The sequence below is a fragment of the Stenotrophomonas sp. 107298_Sma genome, assembly GCF_056480345.1.
Window position 1 is genome coordinate 2,207,911 of record NZ_CM151094.1, and the last position, 23,460, is coordinate 2,231,370.

At 66.4% G+C, this 23,460-nt stretch carries 24 protein-coding genes; 6 read left to right on the forward strand and 18 right to left on the reverse strand.

Annotated features, from left to right (window positions below):
* Positions 1-4 precede the first annotated feature (4 nt).
* The 10 genes from flgJ to ACZK2G_RS10335 all read right to left on the reverse strand — a co-directional run bounded on the left by flgJ (position 5) and on the right by ACZK2G_RS10335 (position 8,583).
* Positions 5-1,204, reverse strand: a complete 1,200-nt coding sequence (gene flgJ / locus ACZK2G_RS10290) for a flagellar assembly peptidoglycan hydrolase FlgJ (protein ID WP_337302489.1) — start codon at positions 1,202-1,204, stop codon at positions 5-7.
* Between the two features lies 1 nt (position 1,205).
* On the reverse strand, positions 1,206-2,342 hold the full coding sequence (locus ACZK2G_RS10295; RefSeq protein WP_478475454.1) for a flagellar basal body P-ring protein FlgI: 1,137 nt from the start codon (positions 2,340-2,342) through the stop codon (positions 1,206-1,208).
* Between the two features lie 2 nt (positions 2,343-2,344).
* Entirely contained in the window at positions 2,345-3,037 is a 693-nt protein-coding gene (flgH, locus tag ACZK2G_RS10300; RefSeq protein ID WP_012510987.1) for a flagellar basal body L-ring protein FlgH, read from the reverse strand.
* Positions 3,038-3,059: 22 nt separating this feature from the next.
* Positions 3,060-3,845: a flagellar basal-body rod protein FlgG gene (flgG, locus tag ACZK2G_RS10305; RefSeq protein ID WP_005409571.1), complete on the reverse strand. Its 786-nt coding sequence runs from the start codon at positions 3,843-3,845 to the stop codon at positions 3,060-3,062.
* 102 nt (positions 3,846-3,947) lie between these two features.
* Positions 3,948-4,697, reverse strand: coding sequence for a flagellar basal body rod protein FlgF (locus ACZK2G_RS10310; protein WP_136638990.1), 750 nt, complete (start codon positions 4,695-4,697; stop codon positions 3,948-3,950).
* A 32-nt stretch (positions 4,698-4,729) separates the two neighbouring features.
* Positions 4,730-5,953, reverse strand: coding sequence for a flagellar hook protein FlgE (flgE, locus tag ACZK2G_RS10315; RefSeq protein WP_006366152.1), 1,224 nt, complete (start codon positions 5,951-5,953; stop codon positions 4,730-4,732).
* 32 nt (positions 5,954-5,985) lie between these two features.
* Positions 5,986-6,669, reverse strand: a complete 684-nt coding sequence (locus tag ACZK2G_RS10320; RefSeq protein ID WP_006366154.1) for a flagellar hook assembly protein FlgD — start codon at positions 6,667-6,669, stop codon at positions 5,986-5,988.
* A 23-nt stretch (positions 6,670-6,692) separates the two neighbouring features.
* Positions 6,693-7,100, reverse strand: coding sequence for a flagellar basal body rod protein FlgC (gene flgC, locus ACZK2G_RS10325; RefSeq protein WP_010485892.1), 408 nt, complete (start codon positions 7,098-7,100; stop codon positions 6,693-6,695).
* 3 nt (positions 7,101-7,103) lie between these two features.
* Complete coding sequence (flgB, locus tag ACZK2G_RS10330; RefSeq protein ID WP_006366156.1) at positions 7,104-7,499, reverse strand: flagellar basal body rod protein FlgB; 396 nt, start codon at positions 7,497-7,499, stop codon at positions 7,104-7,106.
* A 139-nt stretch (positions 7,500-7,638) separates the two neighbouring features.
* A complete protein-coding gene (locus ACZK2G_RS10335) occupies positions 7,639-8,583 on the reverse strand; it encodes a chemotaxis protein (protein ID WP_428709865.1) in 945 nt (314 codons plus the stop codon).
* A gap of 259 nt (positions 8,584-8,842) precedes the next feature.
* On the opposite strand from ACZK2G_RS10335, the gene flgA reads away from it, so the two are divergent.
* The 4 genes from flgA (at position 8,843) to ACZK2G_RS10355 (ending at position 11,527) form a co-directional block, all read left to right on the forward strand.
* Complete coding sequence (gene flgA / locus ACZK2G_RS10340) at positions 8,843-9,499, forward strand: flagellar basal body P-ring formation chaperone FlgA (protein WP_337302487.1); 657 nt, start codon at positions 8,843-8,845, stop codon at positions 9,497-9,499.
* A 75-nt stretch (positions 9,500-9,574) separates the two neighbouring features.
* Positions 9,575-9,880 carry a flagellar biosynthesis anti-sigma factor FlgM gene (gene flgM, locus ACZK2G_RS10345; RefSeq protein WP_006366323.1) on the forward strand — a complete coding sequence of 102 codons (306 nt, stop codon included), beginning with the start codon at positions 9,575-9,577 and terminating at the stop codon, positions 9,878-9,880.
* Positions 9,877-10,215 (forward strand): flagellar protein FlgN, encoded by a 339-nt coding sequence (locus ACZK2G_RS10350; RefSeq protein WP_006366325.1) that lies wholly within the window; start codon positions 9,877-9,879, stop codon positions 10,213-10,215. The genes flgM and ACZK2G_RS10350 overlap by 4 nt, the downstream gene beginning before the upstream one ends.
* A 91-nt stretch (positions 10,216-10,306) precedes the next feature.
* On the forward strand, positions 10,307-11,527 hold the full coding sequence (locus ACZK2G_RS10355) for an ATP-binding protein (RefSeq protein ID WP_046982899.1): 1,221 nt from the start codon (positions 10,307-10,309) through the stop codon (positions 11,525-11,527).
* Between the two features lie 93 nt (positions 11,528-11,620).
* On the opposite strand, the gene ACZK2G_RS10360 is transcribed toward ACZK2G_RS10355, so the two are convergent.
* Together ACZK2G_RS10360 and ACZK2G_RS10365 are read right to left on the reverse strand one after the other, a co-directional pair.
* Positions 11,621-13,393 (reverse strand): EAL domain-containing protein, encoded by a 1,773-nt coding sequence (locus ACZK2G_RS10360; protein ID WP_136638993.1) that lies wholly within the window; start codon positions 13,391-13,393, stop codon positions 11,621-11,623.
* Positions 13,394-13,397: 4 nt separating this feature from the next.
* Positions 13,398-15,500: a sensor histidine kinase gene (locus ACZK2G_RS10365; protein WP_478475458.1), complete on the reverse strand. Its 2,103-nt coding sequence runs from the start codon at positions 15,498-15,500 to the stop codon at positions 13,398-13,400.
* Positions 15,501-15,632: 132 nt separating this feature from the next.
* Between ACZK2G_RS10365 and ACZK2G_RS10370 the strand changes: the two genes are divergently transcribed.
* Together ACZK2G_RS10370 and ACZK2G_RS10375 are read left to right on the forward strand one after the other, a co-directional pair.
* On the forward strand, positions 15,633-18,392 hold the full coding sequence (locus tag ACZK2G_RS10370; protein WP_478475459.1) for a bifunctional diguanylate cyclase/phosphodiesterase: 2,760 nt from the start codon (positions 15,633-15,635) through the stop codon (positions 18,390-18,392).
* Between the two features lie 117 nt (positions 18,393-18,509).
* Positions 18,510-18,959 (forward strand): hypothetical protein, encoded by a 450-nt coding sequence (locus tag ACZK2G_RS10375; protein ID WP_046982903.1) that lies wholly within the window; start codon positions 18,510-18,512, stop codon positions 18,957-18,959.
* 24 nt (positions 18,960-18,983) lie between these two features.
* Here ACZK2G_RS10375 and ACZK2G_RS10380 read toward each other — a convergent pair whose 3' ends face one another.
* From ACZK2G_RS10380 to ACZK2G_RS10405, 6 genes are all read right to left on the reverse strand, one after another.
* Positions 18,984-19,511: a hypothetical protein gene (locus ACZK2G_RS10380; RefSeq protein ID WP_046982904.1), complete on the reverse strand. Its 528-nt coding sequence runs from the start codon at positions 19,509-19,511 to the stop codon at positions 18,984-18,986.
* 67 nt (positions 19,512-19,578) lie between these two features.
* Positions 19,579-19,794 carry a hypothetical protein gene (locus tag ACZK2G_RS10385; RefSeq protein ID WP_478475460.1) on the reverse strand — a complete coding sequence of 72 codons (216 nt, stop codon included), beginning with the start codon at positions 19,792-19,794 and terminating at the stop codon, positions 19,579-19,581.
* A 98-nt stretch (positions 19,795-19,892) separates the two neighbouring features.
* On the reverse strand, positions 19,893-21,083 hold the full coding sequence (locus ACZK2G_RS10390; protein ID WP_032127364.1) for a methyl-accepting chemotaxis protein: 1,191 nt from the start codon (positions 21,081-21,083) through the stop codon (positions 19,893-19,895).
* 164 nt (positions 21,084-21,247) lie between these two features.
* Positions 21,248-21,862 (reverse strand): high frequency lysogenization protein HflD, encoded by a 615-nt coding sequence (gene hflD / locus ACZK2G_RS10395; protein ID WP_046982906.1) that lies wholly within the window; start codon positions 21,860-21,862, stop codon positions 21,248-21,250.
* Complete coding sequence (gene mnmA, locus ACZK2G_RS10400; protein ID WP_046982907.1) at positions 21,859-23,001, reverse strand: tRNA 2-thiouridine(34) synthase MnmA; 1,143 nt, start codon at positions 22,999-23,001, stop codon at positions 21,859-21,861. Before mnmA ends, hflD begins: the two co-directional genes overlap by 4 nt.
* Entirely contained in the window at positions 22,998-23,459 is a 462-nt protein-coding gene (locus tag ACZK2G_RS10405; protein ID WP_046982908.1) for an NUDIX hydrolase, read from the reverse strand. The genes mnmA and ACZK2G_RS10405 overlap by 4 nt, the downstream gene beginning before the upstream one ends.
* Position 23,460: the final 1 nt, after the last annotated feature.

A 23,460-nucleotide genomic window follows, 5' to 3' on the forward strand; every position in this document is an offset into this window, starting at 1 on the left:
TTCCTCAACGACGAGTGATACCCAGCGCCGCGGTTGCGGTGCTGGCGAAGGTCTGGCCAAGGCGCGTGCCGGCATCAGCCACGGCGCTTACCGCGCGCTCGATGGTCGGGCCGCCGGCGATCGCGGCGATCTTGGCCGCGTAACGCGGATCGGTGGCATAGCCGGCGCGCTGCAGCCCGCGGGCGAAGCCCTGCACATCGGTGCCGGCCTGCAGGGCCTGCTGGTAGCGCGGGCTGGTTTTCAGGAGGCGCACATAGTCGGCGAAGCTCTCGGCCGGCGAGCTGTAGGCACGGAAGCTGGCGGTCTCGTTGCGGCGCACGCCATCGACATATTCGTGGGTGCCGGCCACGGCGCGCTGGCCGTTCCAGCCGTTGGCCTTGATGCCGAACAGATTGTGCGAGGTGCTGCCGTCGGCATGCTTGATGTGGCGCTTGCCCCAGCCGGTTTCCAGTGCGGCCTGGGCCACCAGGGCGCGGGCATCCACGCCCAGTTCCTTGGCCGCGCTCTGCGCGTGCTGCCAGATGCTGGCGACGAAGCCCTCCGGCGTGTGCTCGCCGAGCTGGGCCACGGCGGTACGTGTGGCCATCGCATCGGCTGGGCTGATCGCGGTGCCGCGGTTGCTGGCGGTGGCCGCCCACTGGTCGTTGCTGGCCGCCCAGTCATCGCCCTGCAGGCTGCCGATATACGGATCATCGGTGCCCAACGAGCGGTGCATGCTGCTGCTTTCACGGCCAGCGATCAGGTCCAGCGCCTGTTCCATCGGCGCAACCGCGGCCTGGGCGCCGTGCTGGGCACCGGCAGCCATCTGCTGCAGCAGGCGTACGGCCTGCCCGCCGTCTTCCAGCGGCAGCGACGGTGCTGGCTTGGCCGGTGCATTGAGCTGGTAGGCACGACTGGCCTTGGCCGCATCCACGCGAGTATCCAGTGCCGGGCCGTCGGCGGCCTGCCCGGACAGCTGCCGGCTGATCATGCCCGACAGGCCCAGGCCCTTGCCGCGGGTCATCGCCTCGGCGATCTTCTGGTCATACATGTCGCGGAACATCTTGTTTTCGCCGGGGAACAGCGAATCGCCAAAGCTGGCGTCACGCATGCTCTTGACCAGCATCTGCGCGAACTGGCCTTCCAGCTGGCGCGCGACCTTGTCGATCTTGGCCGGATCGTTGTGTTGCGCCGGGTGCAGATCGAATGCGGGAGTGATGCGCATATCAGATCACCTCGAGCTCGGCACTCAATGCGCCGGCCTGCTTCAGGGCTTCCAGGATCGCGATGAGATCGCCCGGTGCCGCACCGACCGCGTTCACCGCATGCACGATCTCGTCCAGGGTGGTGCCGCCGCTGAACTTGAACATGCGGCTGCCGTCGTTGGTGGCGGTGATGGTCGACTGCGGGGTGGCCACGGTGCGGCCGCCGGACAACGCATTGGGCTGGCTGACGTTGGTGTTCTCCTGGATCGTCACCGTCAGCGAACCGTGCGAGATCGCTGCCGGGCCGACCTTCACCTGCTGGCCGATGACCACGGTGCCGGTACGCGAATTGACCACCACCTTGGCGGGGGCGCTGCCCGGCGTCAGTTCCAGGTTCTCGATGCGGGCCAGCAGGCCGATGCGCGCGCCCGGGTCAGTAGGTGCGGTGACCGCGACGGTCACGCCATCGACTGCGCGTGCCGCGCCTTCGCCGAACGCGTTGTTGAGCGCGGCGACCATGCGCGAGACCGTAGTGAAATCGTTGTTGTGCAGGTTCAGGGTGATGTCGCCGCCATTGGCCAGCGGATCGGGCAGGGCGCGTTCAACGGTGGCGCCATTGGGAATGCGGCCGACGCTCGGCACGTTCACCGAGACGCGGGAGCCGTCCTTGCCCTGTGCGCCGAAGCCGCCGACGATCAGGTTGCCCTGGGCGATGGCGTAGATCTGGCCATCGGCGCCGCGCAACGGCGCCATCAGCAGCGAACCGCCGCGCAGCGACACCGCGTTGCCGATCGAGGACACGGTGATGTCGATCGGCTGGCCCGGCTTGGCGAACGGCGGCAGTTCGGCATGGATCGCCACGGCGGCCACGTTCTTCAGCTGCGGGTTGACGTTGGCCGGCACGTTGACACCCAGCTCGCCGAGCAGGTTCTTCAGGCTCTGCACGGTGAAGGGCGCCTGGCTGGTGCGGTCGCCGCTGCCATCCAGGCCGACCACCAGGCCGTAGCCGACCAGCGCATTGCCGCGCACGCCGCCGACCTGGGCCAGGTCCTTGATGCGCTCGGCACTGGCGGGGGCTGCCACGATCAGCAGCATCAGCGCGACGATAGACGCCGCGCGGCGCTGCCAGGAAGAAGAGAAGAAGGAATTCATGGCCATACTCAGAACGGCGTCAGGCCGGAGTTGAAGAAGCGGCTCAGCCAGCCCATCGCGTTGGACTGCGCAACCGGGCCGCGACCGCCGTAGACGATGCGGGCTTCGGCCACGCGGCTGGAAGGAATGGTGTTGTCCTGGCTGATGTCGCCGGGACGGACGATGCCCTGCACCTGCACCAGTTCATCGCCCTGGTTCAGGCGCAGGTTCTTCTGTCCCTGCACCACCAGGTTGCCGTTGGGCAGGCGCTGGATCACGGTGACCGTGACGTTGCCCTGCAGGCGGTTGCTCTGCGCGCTGTTGCCCTTGCCGGTGAAGTCACGTGCACCCTTGGCCGAGGCGCTCAGAATGTCCTTGCCGCCCAGGGTGACCGGTGCGCCGAAGATGGACGGTGTGCCCAGGCTCAGGTTCGATTCCTTGTTGGTGGCGGTGTTGGCACTGGTCTGCGCTGTGGTGTTTTCCAGCAGGCTGATCGTCAGCAGGTCACCTACGTCGCGTGCGCGACGGTCCGAGTACAGCTGCAGGGTCGGGCCAGCGGCGTAGATCGCGCCAGCGGTCGGCTGGGCCTGCGGCGGCATGATCGGCTGGATCGGCGCCATCGTCGGGTAGGGGCGCACGTCGCCCGCGATCACGCAGCCACCGAGCAGGGCAGCCACGGCGCAGGCGAGGGCGGTACGGGCGAAGTTGGAAAGGGGCGACATGGCGGTTTCCCGGTTGGGCCGGTCAGAGCTTGTTGTTGAGGTAGCCGAGCATCGAATCGGTGGTGGAGATCGCCTTAGCGTTCATTTCGTAGGCGCGCTGGGTTTCGATCATCGACACCAGCTCTTCCACCACATTGACGTTGCTGCCTTCCAGCGCACCCTGCACCACGGTGCCCAGGCCATTGAGGCCGGGATTGCCGTTCTGTGCCGGACCAGAAGCGGTGGTCTCCAGGAACAGGTTCTCGCCGCGGGCCTGCAGGCCGGCCGGATTGACGAAGTCGGTCAGGGTCAGCGCGCCCACTTCCACCGAAGCGGCACCGTCGGCCATCTTCACGCTGATGGTGCCGTCGGTACCGATGGTGACTGACTGCGCGCCTTCGGGAATCTGGATGCCCGGCTGCACCGGATAGCCGCTGTTGGTGACCAGCTCGCTGTCCTGGTTGATCTTGAACGAGCCATCACGGGTGTAGGCCGAGCTGCCATCGGGCATCTGTACTTCGAAGAAGCCGCGGCCGTTGACCATCACGTCCAGGGCGCGGCCGGTCTGCTGTTGGCCACCCTGCTCGAAGTTCTTGGCGGTGGCGACCACGCGCACGCCGGTGCCGAGCTGCAGGCCGGTCGGCAGCTGGGTCTGCGCCGAGGAGGAACCGCCGGGCTGGCGCACCTGCTGGTACAGCAGATCTTCGAAGCTGGCACGGTCCTGCTTGAAGCCGGTGGTGTTGGTGTTGGCGAGGTTGTTGGAAACCACCGACATGCGCATCTGCTGCGCATCCAGTCCGGTTTTTGCGATCCACAATGCCTGGTTCATCTTCGCTGTCCTGTCTGGTGAAGCCGGCCGCGTGGTGCGGCCCTTGGTATCGGGTGTGCAAGCGGTGTGCCAGCGCCGGCATCAACCGGCGCCGGAATCCCGTCAGCTGCCCAGGCGCAGCAGGCTGTTGGCGCTGCGTGCGTTTTCGTCGCCGTGCTTGATCACCTGCACCTGCATTTCGTACTGGCGCTGCAGCTGGATCATCTGCACCAGTGCACCGGCAGCATCGACGTTGCTGCCTTCCAGCTGGCCGCTGTGCACCGCCGTGCCCTGTGCCGGGGCGAACGGCTGCAGCGGGTCGGTGTTGCGGAACAGGCCATCCAGGCCGCGCTCGAGGCGCTCATCCGGTGCCTGCACCACTTTGATGCGACCGATCTGCGCCATGGTCTGCGGGCCTTCGCCCTGCGGAATGATCGAGATCGTGCCGTCGGCACCGATCTCCATCGCCTGGTAGGGCGGTATGGCGATCGGATTGTTGTTGTCGTCCAGCACCGGGCGGCCGCTGGAGGTCACCAGCTGCCCGTTGGGTGTCACCGACAGCGCCGCGCCGCGCGTGTACGCTTCGCTGCCATCGCTGGACTGCACGGCCAGCCAGGTTCCGGTCTGCAGGGACAGATCCAGCGGCTTGCCGGTGATGTGCTGCGAGCCGGGCGTACGGTTGAACCCGGCGTCGACATGCAGCGCATCCACCCGCGAGGCAAAGCCCGGGCCACGGATCGGGAAGGCTTCGGTATTGGCCAGCGCTTCCTTGAAGCCAGGGGTATCCGAGTTGGCGAGATTGTGGCTGAGCGTACCCTGCGCCTGCAGGGAGGCGCGGGCACCGGTCATCGCCACGTAAAGGGCTTTATCCATGCGGGGAGTTCCGTGGCAGGGTCAGCGCGTCATCAACGGATGTTGATGACGGTCTGGGTGATCTGGTCCTGGGTGGTGATCATCTGCGCGTTGGCCTGGAAGTTGCGCTGCGCGGTGATCATGTTGACCAGCTGCTCGGTGAGGTCGACGGTGGACGCTTCCAGCGAGCCGGCCTGGATCTTGCCGAGGTTGGAGGTGTCCGGCATGCCGGTGCGCGGCGTGCCCGAGCTGAAAGTATCCACCCACAGGTTGTTGCCCTTCGATTCCAGTCCCTGCGGATTGTTGAAGGTGGTCAGCGCGACCTGGCCCAGCGGCTTGTCGGCACCGTTGGAGTAACGGGCGTAGACCACGCCGGTTTCCGACACGGTGATTTCGTTGAGCTTGCCGGCGGCGTAGCCGTCCTGCTGGGTGTTGCGCAGCGCGAACTTCTCGCCGTACTGGGTCGAGCCGCTCACATCCAGCGTCATGTTCAGCACGCCTGCACCGGTGGTCGGGGTGAAGGTGCCCAGGCTGACCTTGCCGTTGGCCGGTGCGGTCAGCTTGCCGCTGTTGTCGAAGGTGACCGGGGTCGGCGCGCCAGCCGGCTGGCCATCGACGTAGTTGCGCACCGTCCATTCGTTCGGGTTGGCGCCCTTCACGAAGTAGGACACCTGGATGTGGCTCACGCCCAGCGAGTCGTACACGGTGATGCCACCGCTGGAGTGGTTGTAGCTGTTGGAATCGGTCGGGTCGAAGGTGGTGACCGTCGGCTGCTTGGCGTTGGCCGGCAGGGTGAAGCCGACTTTGACTTCGCTGGTCTGCTTCGGCGCGCTGTCGGTGGTCAGCAGCTGCAGATCGACCATGCGGCCGGCGTCGAAGTTGGTGCCATCGGCGTTCGGCGCAAACACCTGCAGGCGTGCGCCCTGCGGGTTGATCACATAGCCGGACGGATCGGTCTGGAAGTTGCCGGCGCGCGAGTACACGCGGGTGCCGTTCATGTTCATGGTGAAGAAGCCCTCACCGGAAATGGCCATGTCCAGGCTGCGCCCGGTCTGTTCGTTGTGGCCCTGCTTGAACTGCTGGGCGACGTTGGAGACGCGCACACCGGAGCCGACCGCGTTCTTCGACAGGCCGTAGCCGGTGGCCGAGAACAGGTCGGCGAATTCCGCGCGCGATTCCTTGAAGCCGGTGGTGTTGACGTTGGCGACGTTGTTGGCGGTGACGCTCAGGTCGGAGTTGGCGGCATTGATGCCGGACAGCGAGACATTGAAGCCCATGGGATGCTCCTGGTAAGTGCGGGGTGTGTGGCTCAGCTGACGCGGAGCACGTAGTCGATCGGGGCCGTGCCCAGGCCCTTGAGGTTCAGGTACAGGCCGTCGGAACCGACGGTCACGCTCTCCACCGGCGCCTGCACGAAGGTGGACAGCTTGGTGCTCTTGCCGGCGGTGTCGACGTGGTTGGCGACGATGGAATATTTGCCCGGCTCCATGCGCTTGCCGTTGGCATCCTTGCCATCCCACTTGAAGGCGGTTTCGCCGGCGGCCTTGGCTTCCACGCTCAGCGAAGTGACCTTGGCGCCATTGGCGTCGGTGATGTCCACGGTGACGATACCGGCCGCCGGTGCTGCAACGGTGCCTTCCACCGTGCCTTCCTTTTCCAGCACCAGTTTTTCCGAAGGCACCAGCACCTGGTGGCCGACCAGCGCGGCGCCACGCAGCACCTGGTCGCTGGCCATCGATTCCTGGAAGCCCTTGACCGTCTTGTTCAGATCGGTGATGCCCTGTACGGTCGACATCTGCGCCATCTGCGCGACCATCTGCGTGTTGTCCATCGGCTTCAGCGGATCCTGGTGCTGCAGCTGCTCGGTCATCAGGCGCAGGAAATCGGCCTGGTCCAGCGTGTTCTTCTTTTTCGTGGCGTTGCTGTTGGGGGCATTCAGGCCGAGCGCGGAGTAGACGTCCTGGTTGGTCTGGTTGTTGACGGCGGTGGTCATGGCGGTATCCGGTGCTGCGGGCCTCAGCGGCCCATGGTCAGGGTGGCCAGGGCCAGTTCCTTGGCGGTGGTCAACATCTCCACGCCGGCCTGGTAATTGCGCGAGGTCGAGATCAGGTTGACCATCTGTGCCACCGGATCGACGTCGGGCTGGTAGATGTAGCCATCGCCGTCGGCCAGCGGATGGCCCGGCTCATAGCGCTTGATCGGCGCCGCCTCGCTCTGGGTGATTTCCTTGACCTTCACCGACGTGATGTTCGGATCGTTCTTGCTGGTCACGGCCTGGAAGATCGGCTCCAGCGGCTTGTACACGGCGTCGGCGGAACCGGCCACGGTGTCGGCGTTGGAGAGGTTGGAGGCGATGGTGCTCATGCGCACCGACTGCGCCTGCAGCGCGGAGCCGGCGATGTCGAAGATCGGCAGGTTGCTCATCGCTTATTGCCCCGTGATCGCGGTCAGCATGGAACGCACCTTGCTCTCGACGAAGCTGAGCGAAGCGCGGTACTCGAGTGCGGCACGGCCATAGGCGGCACGCTCGGCATCGGGATCGACGGTGTTGCCGTCCAGGCTGGGCTGCACGCCTTCGCGCGCGATCTGGAACGGGTTCAGGCCACTACTGATCTCGTAGTGCTGCTCGTTGGTGGTGGTCATCAGGCCGTTGGCATCCTGCCCCTGGGCATGGCGCAGGGCGGCATCGAAGTCCAGGTCCTGGGCCTTGTAGCCGGGGGTGTCGGCATTGCCGAGGTTGCTGGCGATCAGCTTCATCCGCTGTTCGCGCAACGGCATGGCCTGGGCGTGGACGCCCAGGTAGTCGGTAATCAGGTTGCGCACGGTGCACTCCCACGGGAACGTTGCCCGGGAAGCTGCAAGCGGTGTGCCAAAACCTGAGGGGTAGTGCCGGCCGCTGGCCGGCAACCTCAGGCACAACGGGTTGCCGGCCAGCGGCCGGCACTACCGTATCGAGGCGGCCCTACGCCGCCATCGCCACCTTGCGCAGGCGATCCAGCACGAAGTCGGCGAGCTCGTGCGGCGAGTACTTGGCGACGAAGGCATTGGCGCCGACGCGCTCGACCATCGCATTGTTGAATACGCCCGACAGCGAGGTGTGCAGCAGCACGTACAGGCCGGCCAGGCCCGGGTGGCGCCGGATTTCCGTCGTGAGCGTGTAGCCGTCCATGGCCGGCATCTCGATGTCCGAGATGACCATGGCGTAGCGCTCGGCAGGGTTCTCGCCCGAGGCGTGGATCTGCAGCAGGTGGTCGAGCGCCTGCTTGCCATCGGAGAGCAGGGTGGCGCCCACCCCCAGCTGGTCCAGTACGCTGCGGATCTGCTGGCGGGCCACGCGCGAGTCGTCCACCACCAGTACCTGCAACTGTGGGCCATCGGACGGCATCGCCATCGCCGGGTCGAGCACGGCTTCGCCACGCACCTGGGCGATGTCGGCCAGCACGCTTTCGACGTCGATCACCTGGATCAGCTCGCCCTGGAAGCGGGTCACCGCGGTCAGGTAGCTGGATTCGGCGCCCAGTTCCGGCGGCGGGTGGATGTCTTCCACCGCGATGTTGACGATGCGCTCCACGCCGCTGACCAGAAAGCCCTGGATCGAGCGGTTGAATTCGGTGACGACCAGGTAGCCGGGCGCGGTATCGGCATCCGGCTCGCGCTCGGGGTGGCCGATCGCCAGGCCCAGGTCCAGCACCGGCACCGAGCGGCCGCGCACGTCGGCCACGCCAGCGAACTGGCCGGGCAGGCCGGGCACCTGGAACAATTCCGGACGGCGCAGGACTTCCTGCACCTTGAAGACATTGACGCCAAAAAGCTGACGTCCGCCGAGGCGGAACAGCAGCAGCGCCAGGCGATTGTGGCCGGCCAGTCGGGTCCGCTGGTCGATCCGGTTGAGCAGGTCATGGGACATGGCTGCTGTATCGGCGTGGTGGCTGCAGAACTTGAGGGCGCTCTGCCGACCGCGCGCTCCGCACCGTTTTTGTAGAGTCGACTGTTGGTCGACTGCTCTTTGATCCGATCGCGGGAAACCCCGCGCTTCGCGCGAAAGTCGACCAACAGTCGACTCTACCCATCCGGCCCCATTCCCATCCCGGTCCCGATCAATACGCCCCCGCTCTGGCACACCCCTTGCACGCGCCTGGGCCAGGTCTTACCGATAAGGAGGCGCCATGCGCCGGCTCACATCTCTATTGGCCATCGCGCTGGCGCTGGCCCCGCCGTTGGCGGCCGCTGCCGACTGGCAGCCGGTGGCCAGCATCCGCGCGGCAGCGTTGTCGACGCTGGCGGCCGGCAGCGAGGGTGAGGCCCAGGTGGCCGATGCATTGCGCCTGCCCAAATGCGGTAGTGCGCTGCAGGTGCAGCCGACCGCCAACACCACGGTCGAGGTCAGCTGCCCCGATGCCGGTGGCTGGCGCCTGTTCGTGCCAGTAAAGGTGCGGCGCAACCAGACCGTGCTGGTGCTCAACCGTGGAATCGGCACTGGAGAAACCCTCACTGCCGCCGATATCACCACTGCCCAGCGTGATGCCGCCCGGATTGCCGGTGCGGTGCTGGCCGATCCCAATGCGGCGATCGGCCGCATTGCCCGTCGTCCGTTGCAGGCCGGGGCCTTGCTGTCGAACAACGATCTGGTGGTGCAGCGTCTCATCAAGCGTGGAGACAATGTGGCCCTGGTTTCGCGTCGTGGCTCGGTCGAGGTCCGCATTGCCGGCCGCGCGATGGGTGATGCCGGTGAGAACGAACGGGTTTCGGTAGAGAACCTGTCCTCGCGGCGGATCGTGCAGGGCACGGTCGATGCCGCAGGTGACGTAATCGTGGCGCGTTGAATTACTGCAGAATATCCCTAAAGATCACGGCCCTGCGGCCGTTATCCCTTGTGTACGGCAACTCCAGGACACCCCATGAGCCAGAAAATCGACGGCAACCTGCAGGTCCCCCAGGCACTGCGCAGCGTGACGACCCCGGCCAACAAGCCCGGCGTCAGCAGCGATGCGCCGACCCGTCCGGTCGAGGCGGCCGACAGCCTGCGCCTGACCGGCGAGGCCACCAATCTGCAGGCCATCGAGCGTGAGCTGACCACCGCACCGGCGATCGACGCCCAGCGCGTGGCGGCCGTGCGCGAATCGCTGCAGAACGGCACCTACAAGATCAATCCGGACGCGATTGCTTCGCGCATGCTCGAGCTGGACCAGCAGCTGCACGGATGACCGCGGCGATGAGCGAGCCGCTGCAGCGCCTGGCCCAGGCCCTGGACGTTGAACGCCAGGCTCTGGTCGAGCACGACGTGCACGCCCTGATCCGGGCTACCGGTGCCAAGCTGGAAGCGCTGCGTGCGCTGGAAGGCGCGCCGCCGGTCGGCGAGGGTGAACAGCTGCAGGAACTGGCCGAGCGCAACCGCGCCAACGGCGTACTGCTGTCGCGGCGACGCCGCGAGGTCAACTGGGCACTGCGCCAGCTGGGCCGCACCGAGGACGCCTCGGCCTACGATGCCAAGGGCCAGTCGCATACGGTCACTGCGCGCCGCCCACTCGCCGTCGCCTGACGCGACGGCGGTCGCACAACCCATTCCGGCGGGCTGAAGCCCGCTGCATGACCGCGTATATTGGGCGCCTGTTCGAACGCCCCGAGTCGCCGTGTCCGCTGCCAATGCCCTGGTTACCGCCCCCCTTCCGCCGCAGCCGGTGCTGCAGGCATTGCTTGAGCGCCTGCGCGAAGGCCTGCTGCTGTTCACCGAAGACGGGCAGGTGGCCCTGGCCAACCCGGCCGCCCAGAACCTGCTCGCCAGTGGTGAGGATGGCGCCTTGCCGCCGCCGCAGCGCCTGCGCGAACTGCTGCCGCCCGATGCGCTGGAGCAGGCGCGCCAGCACGGCCACTGGAATGGCAGCCTGCCGCTGGGCGAGGGCGTGGTCATTGCCCACCTCTACTATCACGGCCCAGTCGGCCAGGGGCATTTCCTGGCCCTGTTCCGCCACATTGAAGGGCAGGAAGACTACGAGCGCGAGCTGCAGCAGCGGCATGCCGAGCTGCGCCAGGCCTATCTGCGCCTGAACGGCACCCAGGAAAAACTGCTTCAGTCGGAGAAGATGGCCTCGATCGGCCAGCTCGCCGCCGGCGTTGCACACGAGATCAACAACCCGATCGGTTACGTGCACTCCAACCTGGGCAGCCTGCAGGAGTACCTGCGCAGCCTGTTCACCGTCATCGAAGCCTATGAGCGCGCATTGCGTGCGCCGGACCCGAAGGCGCTGATCCCGGAAATCGACGATATCCGTGACCGCCTGGACATCGATTTCATCAGCCGCGACCTGCCGCAGCTGATGGCCGAATCACGCGAGGGCATCGAGCGGGTCACCCGCATCGTGCGCGACCTGAAGGACTTCTCGTACTCCGGCCGCGATGAATCGTGGAAGCTGGTCGACCTGCATTCCGGCCTGGAATCGACCATCAACATCATCTGGAACGAACTCAAGTACAAGGTGCACCTGGTGCGCGAGTTCGGCCAGCTGCCGCTGGTGGAGTGCCTGCCGTCGGAGTTGAACCAGGTCTACATGAACCTGCTGCTCAACGCAGGCCATGCCATTGCCGAGCGCGGCACCATCACCGTGCGCACCGGCGTCGATGGCGATCACGTGTGGGTCGAGTTCGAGGACACTGGTGGCGGCATCTCGCCGGAACTGCGCCAGCGCATCTTCGATCCGTTCTTCACCACCAAACCCGTGGGCAGCGGTACCGGCCTGGGCCTGTCGATTTCCTACAGCATCATCAACAAGCACCACGGACGCATCGACCTGGACAGTACCCCGGGCGTGGGTTCGCGTTTCCGCGTGGTGCTGCCGATCAAGCAGCCGCGCTGACCGCTTATGGTAGTGCCGGCCGCTGGCCGGCAACCTCATTGAACCCGACATCCAGAGCAGCCGGCCAGCGGCCGGCTCTACCAGAGGGGATCGTTACCGCAACGGACGATCCTCGCCACCATCGGCCGGTTCGGCCGGCACCGGCCCGGCATTGCTGCGGCGCTGCTCCTCGTAGGTGCGGAACGCCTGGTGGATGTGCTTGCGCAGCTCGTCGTCGTTCCACGGCTTGGTCAGGAACCGGTAGATCGCGCCGCGGTTGATCGCATCGGTCACGGTGTTCAGATCGGTGTAGCCGGACAGCACCAGGCGGATCGTGTCCGGGTACAGCATCTTCACCCGGCCCAGGAACTCGGTTCCACTCATGTCGCTCATGCGCTGGTCGGACAGGATCACCTGCACGTCGTTGATCGCCAGCAGGTCGAAGGCATCGCGCACGTTGCCGGCCGCCAGAATGCGGTAGCCATCGCGGCGGAACAGGCGCACCAGCGAGCGCAGCACGTTTTCTTCGTCGTCCAGCAGCAACAGCGTGCGGTCTGGCCGCGTTTCGGCGAACGCTTCCGGGCGCAGGTAGCGACGGCGCAGGGTCATGCCGGCGGCATCGGCCGACATCGGCTCGCCGAACAGATAGCCCTGGAACACATCGCAATCGTTGCGCCGCAGGAAGCCCAGCTGCGCCTGCGACTCCACGCCATTGGCAATCACCGTCATGCCCAGCTGGTGGCCCATCGCGATGATCGCGCGGGCGATGGCGGCCTCGCGGTTGCCGGCCGGTGCGCTCTTGATGAAGCTGCGATCGATCTTCAGCTTGTCCACCGGGTAGCGCACCAGTGCGCTCAGGCTGGAGTCGCCGGTGCCGAAGTTGTCCAGGCTCAGGCTGATGCCTTCGTTGCGCAGGTTGGCCAGCGTCTCGTGGACGAAGTTGACGTTGTTGGTCAGTGCGCTTTCGTTGATTTCCAGCGTCAGCATCTGCGCCGGCACGCCCGAGGCCTGGATCACCCCCATCACTTCGGCAAAGAAGTTGGGCCGCAGCAGCTGCAGGGTCGATACGTTCACCGCGATGGTGAAGTCGTCGAAGCCCTGGTCGCGCCACAGACGCGCCTGCTTCAGCGCACCCTCCAGTACCCAGGTGCCGATCTGCACGATGATGCCCAGCCGCTCAGCGGTGCGCATGAAGCGTTCCGGCACCAGCATGCCCAGCGTCGGCGACTGCCAGCGCAGCAGCGCTTCCATGCCCACCACGTGGCCGTCGCGGGCACTGACCAGTGGCTGGTAGCGCAGCTTCAGCTCGCCGTTGGGAATGGCATCGACGATCTGCCGCGCGATGATGCTTTCACTGTGCGCGCTCGGCGGCGTGTCCACGGCGTGGATGCGCACGGCGTTGCCCCCTTCGCGGGCAGCCTGGTACAGGGCGTCCTCGGCGTGGTCGAGCAGGCGCGAGGTGCTGCTGGCATGTTCCGGGCACAGGCTCACCCCCAGCTTGCCGGTCATGAACAGCGTGTACGGCAGCACCGACAGCGGAAGCTCCATCTGCTGGCGGATTTCCTCGGCGAAGTCCTCTGGCAGCGGCACCTCGGCGGTGCGCGGAACGGCGATCAGGAACTCGTCGCTGCCGTGGCGCCACAGCTTGCCGCGACCGCGCAGGTAGGACTGCAGCCGTTGTGCCACCAGCACCAGCGCCTGGTCACCCACCTCGGCGCTCATGTTCTCGTTGACCGATGCGAAGTGGTCGATGTCCACGTGCATCAACATCAGCGGGGTACCGCCGGAGGCCGCTTCGGCGACCATCACCTGCAGTTCGGGGTTGCCGGCGCCGAGGCGGTCGGGGGCATCATCGATGCTGACCGGCGGCTGGTTGGGATTCCACATAGGCTCAGTATTCCGGTGACTCGATGGCGGCCGTGCTGGCCGCCTGGTAGGGGAGGTGGACGTCGATCAGGGTGCCTTCACCGTGCGCGGACTCGATCCGCACATGCCCGCCGACGCTCTGTGCGCGTTCGCGCATCACGATCAGGCCGAGCCCGCGCGGACCGTCCGGGTCGAAACCCTCGCCATCATCGCGGATCTGCAGGTGCAGGCTACGCTGGCCGACGTCGCGCAATTGCAGCAGCACCTGGCTGGCGCGGGCATGGCGCAGGGCATTGGTCAGGCTTTCCTGGGCGATGCGGAAGCAGGCCTGCTCGATGCTGTTGTCGGGACGCTGTGGCAGGGGCTCGATCTCGGCCAGCAATTCCACCGGCGAGGAGCGGAACAGCACCCGTGCCTGCCAGCTCAGCGCGGCCTCCAGGCCCAGTGCGTCCAGCTGTGGCGGCCGCAGCAGGGTGGAAATGTCGCGCAGCTTGGACACGGTGGTGTCGGCGAGGCTGACGATCTGCGCCAGGTCCTCGGCGCGGCGCTGCGGATCATGCTCGTCCTGCGCAGCATGGGCGGACAGCTTGATCGCGGTGATGGCCTGGCCGATGTCATCGTGCAGGTCGCGCGAGATCGCACGGCGCTCATCCTCCTGCAGGGAGAACAGGCGCCCGGCCATCGCCTGCAGCTCGCGGTTGCTGGTTTCCAGCGCGGCGCGGGTGCGCTCCGAATCGCTCAGGTCGCGCACGATCAGCAGCTTGCAGTCGCGGCCGCCATAGCGCACTTCGCCCACCGCCAATCCGGCATGGAAGCGGCGGCCGTCCGCGCGCTGCATTGCCACCACGCTGCTGTGGCCAGGGCCCAGGTGAGGCTGGCCGGCGCGCAGCTGGGCGCGCACGCGCACCAGATCGGTGGCGGCAACCAGCGCCGACAGCGGCTCGCCGAGCAGGGTGTGGCTGCCATAACCGAACAGGCCTGCTGCCCAGGCATTGGCATACAGCACATGCTCGTCGGAAAGGATCACCACGCCATCGGGCAGTACCCGCACCAGCTCGCGGAACTGCTCTTCGCGCTCACGCAGCAGGCGGCGTGACTGTTCGCGCTCGGTTACGTCCTGCAGGGTGCCGAGCACACGGTTGCGGCCGGCTTCATCGGTGCCACTGGCGGCGCGCAGGTGCACCATCAGTGCATGACCGTCCATCGCCAGCAGTGGCAGCAGCACGTCCACCTGTACCGGCTCGCCTGAGCACAGCTCGGCCAGCAGCTGCTCGGTCTGTGACGCGGTGGCCGGGTCGGCCGGCACCAGCAGTTCATCGAAACGGTGCCAGCGACGGGCTTCGGGCGGGCGTCGGCCGAGCAGGCGATAGACCTGGTTGGAATAGCGGCCCTGTCCGCTGGACGGGTCCAGCTCCCAGGCACCGATGCGGGCCAGCTCATGCGCTTCCTCGACCCGTGCCAGCGCCTGGTCGCGGCGCAGCTGCGCCAGGTCCTCGGCGGTGCGATCGATGGCGATCAACAGGCGGGCATTGTGTCCGTCGTAGCTGATCGCGTTCGAGCGCAGTTCCATCTGCCGCAGGCTGCCGTCGCGCAGCTGCAGCTGCGTACGCAGGATGCACAGCTCCTCGGGCGCCTCGCGGATCGCATCCAGCTTGGTCTGCAGCGCCTGGTCCTGGCCCGGTGGCCACAGCGCATCGATGGTCTGCTCCAGCAGTTCATCACGTTCCCAGCCGAAGGTGCTGCAGGCGGCCGGGTTGGCATCGAGGATTGCCAGCGTATCCAGGTCGTAGACCAGGATCGGGCCGGGATTGCCTTCGAACATCTGCCGCAGGCGCAGTTCGGAAGCCTGTTGGCGGGCATGGGTATGCAGCACGTGCTCGGCCAGCGGGCGCAGCAGCAGGTACAGCAGGCCCGCGCTGGCCAGGGCGAAGAACGAACCCTTCAGCCCTTGCCACAATGCTGCCTGGTGCGGGTCGGGCACCAGTGCCTGTACCGCGCTGTCGGTGGCGATCATCCATGCCAGCGCCATCGCAAGGTAGCTCAGAACCACGCGCCGGCGGTCGCGGCTCAACGCCTGCGCCATCCGCGGGTCGGGAACAGGGGCGTTGCCGGTCGGTTCTGCGGGCATGGACGGGGTGGGTGAAAAGGGGCGCCGGTCATCTTACCGCGCAGGTGTGCCCTGGCCACTCAATTATCCGGCGCAGGCGCCGTTAACCACTGCGTGCCCCGCTGACGGGCGTGTCATCCGGAGCAAGATCGCGTGGACCAAGGGATCATCGCCAGCCTGCTGCAGCACCCGCTTGCGTCGGCGCTGGTCATTGTCGACCGCACGGGCCGCCCGCTGGCGGCCAATCCGGCTGCGCGCGAGCATGGCCTGCCGGCGACCGTGGCTGCGTACGCACCGATGCTGGAAGATCTGCGCCTGTTGGCGGCCGATGGCGGCATCGTGGCCTGCACGCTGCCTGGCGGCCCGCGTGGTCACTACGATGGCCACCTGCGCGCCGTGCACGATGGCGCAGGCAACCTGCTGGCCTTCACGCTGAGCATTCCGGAGCCGGTGCCGGTCGATGGTGGCGGGCGCTGGGAACTGGCCTTGGACAGTGCCGGCCACAGCTTGTGGGACTGGGACATTCCCAGCGACCGCGTAGTCCGCACGCCGGCGCTGAGTGATGAAACCGCCACTGAAATACTGACCCGCGTACACAGCGAAGACATCGGCCAGGTACGTGTCGCGCTGGACCAGCACCTGCGCGGCCTGAGCGAGCAGTACAGCGCCCAGTTCCGGTTCCGCCAGGCCGATGGCCAATGGCGCTGGGTACTTGATCGCGGTCGTGTGGTCGCGCGCACCGCCGACGGCCAGCCACTGCGGATGGTCGGCACCCATACCGATATCGAGCAGCAGAAGCAGCTGGAAGGCCTGCTGCAGGAGCAGCAGCTGCACCTGAGCGAGGCCCAGCGCATCGCCAGCATGGGCAGCTGGTCGTTCGACCCCAGCAGCGGCGCGTTCTGGTGGTCGCCGGAGCTGCGTTCACTGCTGGCACTGGAGCAGGGCGGCGTGCCCGGCCAGCGGCGCTGGTTGAAACAGCTGCATCCACGCTCGCGCGGTGCGCTGCGTGCTGCCTGGCGGCGTGTATGGCGCGATGGCCGCGCAGCCAACATCGAGCTGGAACTGACCCGGGGCAACGAGCCCTCGCAGCACCTGCGGCTGTGGATGCAGCCGCTGCTGGACACCGATGGCCAGCCCAAGCGCCTGCTGGGCCAGGTGCAGAACATCACCGAGCAGCACCAGACCGACGCGCTGATCCGCTGGCGTACCGAACTGCTCAACCGTGTCTCCGCACTGGGCCGCATCGGTGGTTGCGAGATCGAGGTGCAGACCCGGCACATGCAGTGGACCGAGGAGTGCTACCGCATCCACGGACTGCGCAAGGAACCGATCACGCTGGACCAGGCACTGGCGCTGTACACCGAAGATTCGCGCAGCGCCTTCGAGACTGCACTGGTCCGGATTGCCGGCGGCGGTCTCCCCGAACAGCTGGATCTGTGCTTCTACCGCCAGTCCGGTTTGCGCGTGTGGGTGCAGGTGCTGATCGAGCTGGATCGCCGCGATGGCCTGCCGCCGCGCTTCGTGGTCCTGTTCCGTGACATCACCCGCGAGCGCGAAGCCAACGAGCGCATCGAGCTGCTGGCCCACTACGATCTGCTGACCGGCCTGCCCAATCGCGTGCTGCTGGGCGAGCAGACCGCTGAAGCCATCGAGGAAGCGCGCGACCGCGGCACCTCGCTGGCGATGCTGTTCATCGATCTGGACGGCTTCAAGACCATCAACGACAGCTTTGGCCACGCTACCGGCGATGCACTGCTGAAGGCGGCGGCCACGCGGCTTCACCAGAATCTGCGCAACAACGATCTGTTCGGCCGCTTCAGTGGCGACGAGTTCATCGTGGTGCTGCGCGACCTGGCCGAGCCGGAAGACGCCGGACACGTGGCACGCAAGTTGATCGCTTCGCTGGCCGAGCCGCTTCGCCGTGGCGAGACCACGCTGAAAGTGGGTGCCAGCGTCGGTATCGCCATGCTCGGTGAGGCACAGACCGATTTCGATTCGCTGCTGCGGGCGGCTGATGCTGCGATGTATGCGGCCAAGGAAGCAGGGCGGAATACCTACCAGTACTACAGCCAGGACGCGCTGGCGCGTATCCAGCGTCGGCTCGAGCTTGAGCACGCGCTGCATGGCGCGATCGAACGCGAAGAGTTCAGCCTGGCCTACCAGCCGCTGCTGCATGCGCATCATGGCGAACCGCCGGCGATCGAGGCACTGTTGCGCTGGCATCGGCCCGGCATCGGCTACTGCAGCCCGGCCGAATTCATTCCGATTGCAGAGAAGTGCGGCGAGATCGTGCGCATCGGCGACTGGGTGCTGAACGAAGCCTGCCGGCAGGCAATCGCCTGGGACCGGGCTGGCCTGTGTTTTGACCGCATCGCAGTCAATGTGTCGGCAGTGCAGCTGCGTGATCGCGGTTTTGCTGAGCGGGTGATCGAGATCTGCCACGCACACGGCTGGCCGCCGCAGCGGCTGGAGCTCGAGCTGACCGAGTCGGCGTTGATCCGTGACACCGACATTCTGCGCCACTGCTTCGACGTGCTGGAACGGCACGGCGTGCCACTGGCAGTGGATGACTTTGGTACCGGCTTCTCCAATCTGAACTACCTCAACCGTTTCCCGGTGGGGCGCCTGAAGATCGACCGCAGTTTCGTGCAGGGCATGCTGCATGATTCGGGTACGGCCGAAGTGACCCAGGCCATCGTGCACCTGGGCCACGCGTTGGGCATGAAGGTAGTGGCCGAAGGCGTGGAAACACACCAGGAAGAAGACATGCTGCGCCGCCAGGGCTGCGACGAGATCCAAGGCTACCTGTACTCGCGCCCGTTGAGCCCCCGTGACCTGGCGCAGTGGTTGCGGCAGCCACTGCCGGTTTCCTTGCGTACCGATGCCAGTGGGGAAGTGGCGCAGGTGCGCTGAGCGGATGATTCCTCAATTGCGCATCACTTCAGCACCGGGTCGAGCAAGGATTGCAGCCTGAAGACGTTCCCTGTTCGTCTCCGGGAATGGATCGACGATCCTTCCTGAACTAGCGACATGCGCATGTTCGAGATATTCGTTGTCATCGCACTCGGCACTTGGGGTGGACTCAGTGAGCTTCAGACGCGGCTGCCGGAGGCACGTTTCATCACGGGCGATGGGAGTTTCGCTAGCGCCATTGCGTCACTGGTGATCAACTTCTGCTTGGTCTTCTACCTCTTCTGCAGAAGAAACGTACATGGCGATCATTCAAAATGTGTGTTTGGAAGCCTCCTGGTGCTCAGTGCAAGCGTGAACTATCTGAGCTTCGAGCTTCTGTCTGATCGGCTGCAAGACATTTCCAATTGGTTGCCTCCCACTGCATGGCAACTGAATTTCGTGCTGCTCGTATCGACCGTCAGAAATGTCATCGCTTTCGGCTTCGGTGCGATCGGTGCGGGAATAGTCTCAGGTGTTCTCAGTCGGCATGGCAAGGGTGCCACAGATACTCCATCGAGCACCGCATAGCGATCATCCACGCATGGCGTGGATCTAGCGTCCTGGGTCAACAAACCGCCTCGGGAACTCCAACCGCACCCGCGCGCGCACCGCTTCGACGACCTCGGCATAGCGTCGCAGCTGGATGCGATGGCCTATATGGAACACCAGCAGAGAGCCCAGCATCGGCCACGCCACCGGGCGCACCAGAATGATCGGTAGCACCAGCAAGGTCAGGGCCAGCGCAAAGCTGCTGCATCGCCCGATCACACGCACTTCGCGGCGTCGTTTGTCGACCACCAGCTGGCCGTGCATCAGCGGAAAGTAGCGGCCACCAAAGCCCGGCGCGAAGCTCTCGCGGAACGCAACGGTGCCGTCGGGCAGCACTCGGAACACGAGGCTCGGCCACTTGTCGGTCGGAAGATCGTATTCCAGTCCGATCAACGACAGCTGGGCCAGGTCGGCGGGGGAAGCGGCGATACGCTGGTTGAACAGGACAATGCCGGTGCGGAAGAAGACCGGTGCCCAGAAGAGCAGCATCAGCAGTTCCATCAGCATCAATGCGATCAGGGCGATGGCCATCTGTCTTCCATGAACGGGAACGGCGCATCATGCCACGTGTGCAGTTGCATCCACGCAGGGCGTGGATCTACTTCAGCGCCTCCCCATCCAACCCCAGATCCCACGCCAGACCCAGCAGCGCGTCGTCCGCGCGAGACGGGGCAGGGCGGGCATCGGCCAGCTGCTGCAGCTCGCGGATCTCCTCACGTGCCACCTCTTCCAGCTGCTGCAGCTGCTCACGCACGCTCGCGTTGCGCGGGCGGTCGTTGTTGGCAAGGGAGGGCAGGGCGCGGATAGCGGTCATGGTGCGCGTACAGGATGCATCCAACGGCGGATTACAGGCAAAGGCCCCGGAGGAACCGGGGCCTTGCGGGCTGCCGGCAGCGGCAGCGGACATCAGGATCAGAACAGCTCGACGGTGCCAGCGCCCATGCTCTGCTGGGCGACCGGCTTGTGCGGCGGGCGTTCCCATTCGCTGCGCAGTTCACGCAGGCGGCTGCCGGTGCGCTGCAGGGCGGTGGCGATCTCTTCGTCGAACACGCCGCCATTGCGGTGCAGCAGTTCCTGCAGGGCCACTGCTTCGCGGTTGATCGCGGTCAGGCGGTCCAGGTGGGTGTGTACGCCGCCCAGCGCCTGGGTGGCGATGTCTTCGAACTGCAGGGCGCGCACGGCTTCGGCCACGCTGCCATCGATCGAACGGGCGCAGTCGGAGACTTCGCGCATGCCATCGCCCAGCGACGCATTGATCTGCGCCACGTTATCGAGCATCGCCGCCGCTTCCTGGCGCGCTTCACGGGAGCGGTCCATGTCACGCGAGGCCATGTGCGAGACCGTCTCGCGGACCTTGGCGATGGCGTCCTTGGAGCTGTGCGCCAGCTTGCGGATCTGCTCGTTGAACGTGGTCGAGCGCTCGGACAGGTTGCGTACTTCGTCGGCCACCACGGCGAAACCACGACCGGCTTCACCGGCACGCGCGGCTTCGATGGCGGCGTTGAGCGCAAGGAGGTTGGTCTGGTCGGCAATCGACTTGACGTCTTCCAGCAGCGCGAAGATGCCATCCAGGTGCTGCGCCATCTGATCGATGTGCTGCACGGTGGTACTGCTCTGGCCGCTCACCTGTTCCAGTGCTTCCACCAGCTGCTCCATGCGATGGCTGGCGTGCTGGGCGAAACGGGCAACGTCGAGGCCGGCATTGCCTTCATCACCGGCGCGATCGACGATGCGCGACAGGGCCTGGCTCTGCTGGCGCGACTTGCGGTTCATCGCATCGAAGCTGCCGCCCAGGCTGGAAACCGCCTGGCGGATCAGGTCACGGGCGCGTTCCACTTCGCCACGTGAACCGTCGATCTCGTTGCCAACGAAGTTGCGCAGCTCGGTCAACAGCTGGTCCTGCTCGCGCAGGACACGGGCGTGTTCCGGGGAACGGTGCGCCTGGGCGCGGGTGGTCCACCACGCAAAGCCGAGCCAGCTCAGCGTCATCGTGGTCAGGATCGCCCAGCGCAGGGCGGCCGGCCATTCGAAACCGATGGCGAAGGGGAGCAGCAGGGTCAGAGCCAGGGGGGCGGCCAGACGGATGAAAATGCGTGAGTACATGGACGTTCTCGGGAGGTGCACGGAGGATGTATCGGCCGTACCCCCTTTCTCTTTAACGTCGATATGCCTCGAAGTGCATTCTGAATGCGCCGGTTTTCCGGCGCTGCCGGGGTGTTCGGGGTCAGGGCCCTTGCCGAGCCGGAAAGGGATCCGACCCCACACCCTCATGCCAGCTGTCGGTCCACAGCCTCGATCATCGCCTTGCGGCTGAACAGGAAGTCCCAGTAGCTGCCGCCCAGCTGGCGCCAGAGCACCGCAGAGCGCACGGCGGCCAGCAGCAGGGCGCGGATCTCGGCGACCACGCCGGCCTGGCCCAGGTAGTGCGGATTGCCCTGGACCATCACCCGCGGCTTGAGGTGGCTGATGGTGTCGGCGTACAGGCCGCCCAGGTTGGCCAACACGTCCGGATGCGCGCTGTCGCCCAGTTCGGCGGCCTGGCGCTGGGCGCGCTCGATCCCCGAAGCGACCTTGTTCACGGTCTCGCCTTCCTGCACGAAGCGGCGCTCCAGCTGCAGCACCGACAAGGCCAGCTTGGGCAGGATCGGGTCCTGGCCCTGGCTGCGGAAGTAGTTGTGCAGCAGGCGCAGGCCGGCCTTCAGCGCATGACGGTCACCGAACACCTCCTGCGGCGAGGACGCATCGACGCGGAACACGCTCTCCACGGCGGTGCGAACAGCGGCGGCGTCGGAATGGCCGGTATCGGCGATACGGCGTACCTGCTGCAGGGCCTGGGCAATGCCGGCCAAAGCCAGAACGCGGTCGTCGACAGTGAAACTCATGCAGCGATTACCTCAAAAGGAGAAGGGGTGGTGCGCAGGCGCTGCTCAAGCGGCGCATCGGTGGCGGCGATCACTGCGCCACCCAGGCACACGTCGCCGTCATACAGCACCAGCGACTGGCCAGGGGTGACGGCGCGCTGCGGGCGGGCGAAGGTGACCAGCACGCTGCCATCGTCCAGCACCTCGACCGTACACGGCTCGTCGGGCTGGCGGTAGCGGGTCTGCGCGGTGCACTCGAAGCGCCGTGCCGGCGGTGCGCCGGCAATCCAGTGCGCGGCCTCCGAGCGCAGGCGGTTGGACAGCATCCACTTGCTGTCGCGGTCCTGGTCGACGTACAGCACGTTGCTGGCAACATCCTTGCCAACCACGTACCACGGCGCCGCAGGGCGGCCACGCACGCCGCCGATGTTCAGGCCCTCGCGCTGGCCCAGGGTGAAATAGAAGACGCCTGGGTGCTCGGCGATCACACTGCCGTCGGCCGGGTCCAGGATCTGCCCGGGCTTGGCCGGCAGGTAGCGCCCGAGGAACTCGCGGAAGTCGCGCTCGCCGATGAAGCAGATGCCGGTGGAGTCCTTCTTGGCGTGGGTCGGCAGGCTGACGTCACGTGCGATCCGGCGCAGGTCGGTCTTTTCCAGGTCGCCAATCGGGAACAGGGTGGCCGCCAGCTGCTGCTGGCCCAGCTGGTGCAGGAAGTAGCTCTGGTCCTTGGAGCGGTCGGCGCCACGCAGCAGCAGCCACTGGTGGCCGCGCTGGGTCACCCGCGCGTAGTGGCCAGTGGCGATGCGCTCGGCGCCCAGCTCGCGGGCGGCATCCAGGAAGTGCTTGAATTTCACCTCGCGGTTGCACAGCACGTCCGGGTTCGGGGTGCGACCGGCGGCATACTCGGCCAGGAAGTGCTCGAACACGCCCTGCCAGTACTCGTTGGAGAAATCGCGGAAGTGAAATGGGATGCCGAGCAGGCCGCAGACGGCCACCGCATCACGGCGGTCGTCCTCGGCGCGGCAATCGCCGCTGCCGTCGTCGGCCCAGTTCTGCATGAACAGGCCGGCCACCGCCTCACCCTGCTGCACCAGCCGCCAGGCAGCCACCGAGGAATCGACGCCACCGGAGACGCCGACCATTACGCGCGGAGTGCTCATGCGACCTCCCTGACCAACGAAAGCGGATGGCGCTGGCCGCCCAGGTAGTCGGCCACTACCTGCCAGACCAGCGGGCTGCGCAGGCGCTCGCCGGCGGCCTGCAGCTCGCCCGGGCTCAGCCACAGCGCGCGGTCGATGCCGGTGTCCAGTGGCTGCGCCGGGTCGTGCGAGACCGGGCGCGCCGCATAGCAGAAGCGCAGGAAGGTGGTGCCGTCGCCTGCGGTCCACTGGTAGCAGCCGATGAAGTGGGTCAGCTGTACGGTCCAGCCGGTTTCCTCGCGGGTCTCGCGCAGTGCCGCCTCGGCCAGGCTTTCGCCCGGCTCGAGGTGGCCGGCCGGCTGGTTCAGCACCGCGCGGCCGTCGATGGTTTCTTCAACCAGCAGCACGCGGCCGCCGTCGACCACCACGGTGGCGACGGTGGCGTGCGGTGCCCAGCGCGGGTCCGGCGTGGCGTTCAAC

What these genes read in the sequence shown, in the direction of transcription:
- ACZK2G_RS10320 (WP_006366154.1), bottom strand. Translation starts at nt 6,669, where the DNA reads ATGACCACCGCCGTCAACAACCAGACCAACCAGGACGTCTACTCCGCG.
- ACZK2G_RS10295 (WP_478475454.1), bottom strand. Translation starts at nt 2,342, where the DNA reads ATGGCCATGAATTCCTTCTTCTCTTCTTCCTGGCAGCGCCGCGCGGCG.
- ACZK2G_RS10310 (WP_136638990.1), bottom strand. Translation starts at nt 4,697, where the DNA reads ATGGATAAAGCCCTTTACGTGGCGATGACCGGTGCCCGCGCCTCCCTG.
- ACZK2G_RS10380 (WP_046982904.1), bottom strand. Translation starts at nt 19,511, where the DNA reads ATGGCCATCGCCCTGATCGCATTGATGCTGATGGAACTGCTGATGCTG.
- ACZK2G_RS10365 (WP_478475458.1), bottom strand. Translation starts at nt 15,500, where the DNA reads ATGCCCGCAGAACCGACCGGCAACGCCCCTGTTCCCGACCCGCGGATG.
- flgC (WP_010485892.1), bottom strand. Translation starts at nt 7,100, where the DNA reads ATGAGCAACCTGCCGATCTTCGACATCGCCGGCTCCGCGCTGCAGGCG.
- flgJ (WP_337302489.1), bottom strand. Translation starts at nt 1,204, where the DNA reads ATGCGCATCACTCCCGCATTCGATCTGCACCCGGCGCAACACAACGAT.
- flgE (WP_006366152.1), bottom strand. Translation starts at nt 5,953, where the DNA reads ATGGGCTTCAATGTCTCGCTGTCCGGCATCAATGCCGCCAACTCCGAC.
- mnmA (WP_046982907.1), bottom strand. Translation starts at nt 23,001, where the DNA reads ATGAGCACTCCGCGCGTAATGGTCGGCGTCTCCGGTGGCGTCGATTCC.
- flgH (WP_012510987.1), bottom strand. Translation starts at nt 3,037, where the DNA reads ATGTCGCCCCTTTCCAACTTCGCCCGTACCGCCCTCGCCTGCGCCGTG.
- ACZK2G_RS10375 (WP_046982903.1), top strand. Translation starts at nt 18,510, where the DNA reads ATGCGCATGTTCGAGATATTCGTTGTCATCGCACTCGGCACTTGGGGT.
- ACZK2G_RS10390 (WP_032127364.1), bottom strand. Translation starts at nt 21,083, where the DNA reads ATGTACTCACGCATTTTCATCCGTCTGGCCGCCCCCCTGGCTCTGACC.
- ACZK2G_RS10350 (WP_006366325.1), top strand. Translation starts at nt 9,877, where the DNA reads ATGACCGCGGCGATGAGCGAGCCGCTGCAGCGCCTGGCCCAGGCCCTG.
- flgG (WP_005409571.1), bottom strand. Translation starts at nt 3,845, where the DNA reads ATGAACCAGGCATTGTGGATCGCAAAAACCGGACTGGATGCGCAGCAG.
- flgM (WP_006366323.1), top strand. Translation starts at nt 9,575, where the DNA reads ATGAGCCAGAAAATCGACGGCAACCTGCAGGTCCCCCAGGCACTGCGC.
- hflD (WP_046982906.1), bottom strand. Translation starts at nt 21,862, where the DNA reads ATGAGTTTCACTGTCGACGACCGCGTTCTGGCTTTGGCCGGCATTGCC.
- flgA (WP_337302487.1), top strand. Translation starts at nt 8,843, where the DNA reads ATGCGCCGGCTCACATCTCTATTGGCCATCGCGCTGGCGCTGGCCCCG.
- ACZK2G_RS10360 (WP_136638993.1), bottom strand. Translation starts at nt 13,393, where the DNA reads ATGTGGAATCCCAACCAGCCGCCGGTCAGCATCGATGATGCCCCCGAC.
- ACZK2G_RS10385 (WP_478475460.1), bottom strand. Translation starts at nt 19,794, where the DNA reads ATGACCGCTATCCGCGCCCTGCCCTCCCTTGCCAACAACGACCGCCCG.
- ACZK2G_RS10335 (WP_428709865.1), bottom strand. Translation starts at nt 8,583, where the DNA reads ATGTCCCATGACCTGCTCAACCGGATCGACCAGCGGACCCGACTGGCC.